Source organism: Polynucleobacter sp. 35-46-11, assembly GCF_002281105.1.
Genome location: NZ_NCFJ01000161.1, coordinates 1 through 4,904, shown reverse-complemented (window position 1 = coordinate 4,904; position 4,904 = coordinate 1). Strand labels below are relative to the sequence as shown.

Here is a 4,904-nt window from a genome sequence, read left to right as displayed (position 1 = left end):
GAACTTTCTGTATTAAAGCTTGCGGTGTTTTAGTGCCGGTAGCTTAGAGCGTACCTCTTTTAATTTATCTTTGCTGAGTTTGCCCTGAATAAAACCTTCTCCTTCAGGAAGATTGCTCAGAATCTCGCCCCAAGGGTCAATGAGCATGCTCTCACCCCAGGTTCGGCGTTGATTTAGGTGAACACCGCCTTGAGCTGACGATAGTACATAGCACTGGTTTTCAATAGCACGTGCGCGCAAGAGGATCTCCCAATGATCCTTACCGGTTGTGTAGGTAAATGCAGCTGGGATGATGTGACAATCGACTTGCCCGAGGGCGCGGTATAGCTCTGGAAAACGAAGGTCATAACAAATGCTCAATCCAAAGTGCCAGTCAACTTCATTGATCCTGATGACAAATTGACCTGGCTGACTACCTGCTGCAATCGTTTCTGATTCTTCGTAACGCTCTGTTTCAGTTTGAAAACCAAACAAGTGGATTTTGTCGTAGCGAGCGATTTGCTTTCCCGTGGGATCAAATACTAGAGAGGTGTTGAGAACTTTGTTGGACTCTTTCGCCTCAAGAGGAATAGTGCCAGCCACGAGATAAATATTATTTTCTTGGGCTATAGCTGCAAGGCGCTCTTGAATTGGACCCGATCCAGCAGCTTCTCGTGCGTTTACCTTATCTGTATCTTTCAAGCCCATTAAGCAAAAATATTCTGGCAGTACGGCAATCTGAGCACCGCAATCTGCGGCAGCTTTAATCAAGCCTTCAGCAACCTCAAGGTTCTCGCTGAGGCTAGGGGTCGATACCATTTGTATCGAAGCCATATTGAGTTCAGAGGCATTTCTTAGTGAGTTCATCTGTTAAGCCTGGCGTTTAGGTGGGGATATTTTGATTTGCAGGTGGGCTTGCGGGTGCAGAAGTTGGCGTACTAGGTTTGGTTTGCTCTTTCAAAAGATTCTTAGTGCGAATCGTTTCCATTGTTTTTGCATCAAGCGGTTGACCCTTCTGATCGAGTGGGATGACCTCTGGGTTATCCCAAGAACCCTGAATCAAATAATCTGTTTGCATACTGCGATTAATTTGATTGGTAATGAGGTATTGACCTACGACCGCCCCCAGACCAATAATTGGGTTAATCGCAAATGCCGCCAGTGAGCCTGCTGTAGCGTCAATTGTTGGGAAGATGGTGATGCGTAAATCTTGAGTTTCTTTGGGCACGTTAATTTGTCCAGTCATTGCAACACGAGCCTGATCCAGAACCATCGTGAATTGCTTAGCTTGTGCAATGCCTTGCTCGACCTCAAAATTGGTATTAATTGAGTTAAATGGGGTGCCTTTGGTGACCAAGCTGCCAAGACTACCTTTTAAGTCTAAGGTAGCAAACCTAAACAAGCTTTGCAGACTCAAAACATCTAGTAATTTTGCGCCATCAGAATTGACTTCAAGTAAGCGACCTTTAGCAAGGTCGAGGCTAACGGTGCCAGCTAAAGAATCATAATTTGGTGTAAAGGGTGATCCAGACCATGAGAGTGAAGCATTAAACTTCCCCTCTCCACCTTCTACAGACTTAGAGTTACTCCAATGAGAAATAATTTGTCCGGCATCTTGGATTTTCACATTGGCAGTAAAAGAGCTCTGTTCTGCAACGTTTGGAGTTCTTGCACTCCATTGACCTTTGACGATGGAGTTGCCTTGAGGATTATTAATCTGAATAGAATCGATTTTCACGAGATCCTGGCTGGTTCTCGATTGGATCTTTACCGTACCCAACTTTGCTTTTTTCCAGCTAAAGTCATCAATTACTAAATCTAAGCTGGGAATCGCGTTGGGGTTGACGGGGGTGTTAACTGAAGATGGTTTTTGTGGGCTATCTTCCTTATTGAGTGGATCAGGAGCTATGCGTTGATCTGGCACTTTCAGGCGCGCAAGTTTTCCAGCAATTAGCCCGCTCGGATGATCGCCACTGCTGGGATGCCATTGCACTTGACCAGCAATTTGAGGTGCATTTAATTGGAGTTGCCAGATCCTATTTTTCTTCTGGGACTGCATGCTTACATCAGTCCATTCGCGATCTAGAGCAATTAATTTCTTTACTTGAGCGGATATTTGGACGTCATCCTCGGGGGCGTCAGACGGTTTAGCATCAATCGCTTTATTGGCTGATTTTTTTGCTCCCAAAAATTCTACCCATTGATCAAGATTGAGTTCATTGCTTACTAAGTGAAGTGAACTACCTTGTTGTGGCAATGGTGCCGGCGATCCCACTCCTAAAGCATTTTTTATTTCATTCGCAAAATTGAGATTTCCTTGGAGGAAATATTGATCCCCCAATTTTCCAGACCAATCTGAATGTACTGAACTGTTTTTGCCTGCCGGGTAAGTTTTTAGGCTGAGCTCACCTAGCATAGGGGTTCCCGCTAATTTGTTGGCAGGTGCAGGCGCAGTGCTTACCCAATTGCGCAAATCAAATTTCAGATTGGTTTGACTTCCCGCTTTATTAAAGTTAATCAAGCCTTCATATTTGGCTGATCCGCTCATTGCAGTCAGTAGCGCTGGATGGGTTGAGGATTTTAAATTTCCTGAGATGTAATCTTTGATGAAGCTAGCATTGATATCACCCCTAATGCTGAAGCTAGTATTTCCTGCTGTGGAGGGCGCGCTTACGATTTTCAAGTCCCCACCCAAAAAGTTTGCAGTGATATTTTCAAACTCTGGATTGACCTCAGTAATTCGCACCTTACCCATCAGATTGTTTAATGGAGGAGCTTGTCCCCATTGAGCTTGATTACCGGGGAGGTTAATTTTTGCATCGAAGTGAACATCATCGCTTCCAGACAGTGGAACTTTTAAGTCAAGACCTAGATTAACTGGACCCTTGAGGGTGAGATTTTTAGCTATGTTGACTTGTTTGACGCCCACAGGCGATGCAAATAAGTACTCCAGAATTTCCGAGCCTTCACCTTCGATTGAGCCATTGATGAGTAAGCTTAGGTTTTTGGCGCTGAGATTAGGTATTTGTGATTTGACATTCGAAAGCGCCACTTTTTTATAGTTAGCTTTATCAACATCTACATTCAAGATTGCTTGTTTCATGTCAATGTTGCCGCTGACATTACTAAATGCTTGCCAAACCCCTTGGCTTTTTGGCAGCAGGGGTGCTGGCTTGAATATTGCGGTGGAGAAAGGTAGATGCAAGCTGAGTTCCCCCGCAGTTCCGCTAGGGTAAGGCACTTGATTTGGGTCGCCCTTAATATGTAAAGAGCCATTTTGAATCTCTCCAGCCTCAAACGCCTTACTCAGATAGGCGCGACTATCCCTATCCATTCCAACAGGTAGATAGCGATGCGCTGTTGCTAATTTAGCCTTAACGAATTCCATATCTAGCGTCATTTGATCGGGTTGCTTGGGAGCACCAATGAGGTAGCTCAGATCAAAATTCGTGGTGATCTCAGAGTTACTCAACTGCATATTCTTGGCATTAATGAGCCAACTACCTTTTTGCTTGGACCAGCTAATGGAGCCTTTTGCGCGGTCTAATTGAATCTCGGGATCAGATAAAAAATCATGCATCTCCAATTCAAGATTTGTAGAGTCGAGTGTGAAACTGCCTTGCTTCTGATCGCTGACTAAGCTGCCGGACAAATTTAAAGCTGATGGCATCGATTTGTTCACTCCGGTAAAGCTAATGTCATTGAGCTTTGCGCTGATCGTGTAATCAAGTTTATTGGCGGAAAACCAATTGCCCGGAATTGGTAAAGTGGATAGAGCAGATTTTCTTTCAGACCAATTGATATCCAAGTTCTGCAGCTCACCATCTGCTTCAGAAATCTTGATCCACTGATGTATTTTTTTCGGCAGGGGAAGATTGAGTGCGAAGAGCGCAACATCCTCTACTTGTACTTTTGGTGAGGAAAAACCAAACTCTGTGATCTCGCCACCATCCTTAGGGGAGCGCCAGCGGAAAGTAATGGGGCTTAATTTTTCAAGGGGGGCGGTGCTAGGACTGTCAATATTGCGCCATGCTAAAGTTTTTGTTGTGATGGAATTGAGGCCGCCATCTGTACCCTGCACTAGATTGGTTTCCAACCTACCGAACTCAAGGGGATCTTCGCCTTGATTTAATTGGACTCGGAGATTATCGGCCGCCAACGAGATTTGCCCACCATTGGCTTTTCCGCTATCGAGTTTTATGCTGCCCTGAGAGTTGACATTGCCACCGAGATCATGGAGTGGAAGGCTAATATCCTTAGAAATATGGCTGAGATTGAGTTCAGTAAGCCCCCATGAAAAGCTTCCGATCCAATCTCGCCAATTGCCTTCTTGTCCCCCAAGATGATGAACAAAGTCAGCTTGGAGTTTGATTGGGCTAGCACTCCAAGGTGTTTGTACAAGCAACTGACCTTGATGACTGCGAATGCCATTTTTTAGGTGGATGCTTTGAATGTCAATTGAGGTCTTTAGCTTTCGACTTTGCTGATCTTCCCAAAATATTTTGGCGTCGTTGATTTGTATATCGTTTTGAGCAAACAACCAATTCTCGGCAGAAAAGTCATTCTCTTTGCTATGAATGGGAATTCCAGCAATTGAGATCGCACCTTTTGCATCTCGTTGTGCGTAAAGCTCAATCTGATTAAATGTGATCTCATGAAAATACGGGGCTAAGTGATAAAAAGTTAGCCAGCTAAGTTGCCCATTGATGTCTTGAATAAGCAGGGAAGGGGTCGACGTTTTTGAGTTGTTAAACCTTAATCCCTGAATCGCAAAACTCGGACGAATTCCGGTCCAAGATACTTGTACGTCATCCATCGTGATGTTGGCGCCTAAGCGCGCACTCATCAAATGCTCTAGGGCCGGCTTAGATTTTTCGATCTGAGGCCAGAGAATAAAGCGCACCCCAAGATGGCCAAGCACAAAA

2 protein-coding genes are annotated in these 4,904 nt (G+C 44.6%); both read right to left on the bottom strand.

The window, feature by feature from the left end; translation table 11 throughout:
- Positions 1 to 12: 12 nt before the first annotated feature.
- Entirely contained in the window at positions 13 to 846 is an 834-nt protein-coding gene (locus B7Y67_RS10800; RefSeq protein ID WP_293598648.1) for a carbon-nitrogen hydrolase family protein, read from the bottom strand.
- A 16-nt stretch (positions 847 to 862) separates the two neighbouring features.
- Positions 863 to 4,904: AsmA-like C-terminal region-containing protein (locus tag B7Y67_RS10795; protein WP_293598647.1), on the bottom strand; the 4,042-nt coding region annotated here is incomplete at its 5' end.

Bases quoted from the DNA above. Each gene is read 5' to 3' on its own strand.
- B7Y67_RS10800 (WP_293598648.1), bottom strand. From the start codon at position 846: ATGAACTCACTAAGAAATGCCTCTGAACTCAATATGGCTTCGATACAA.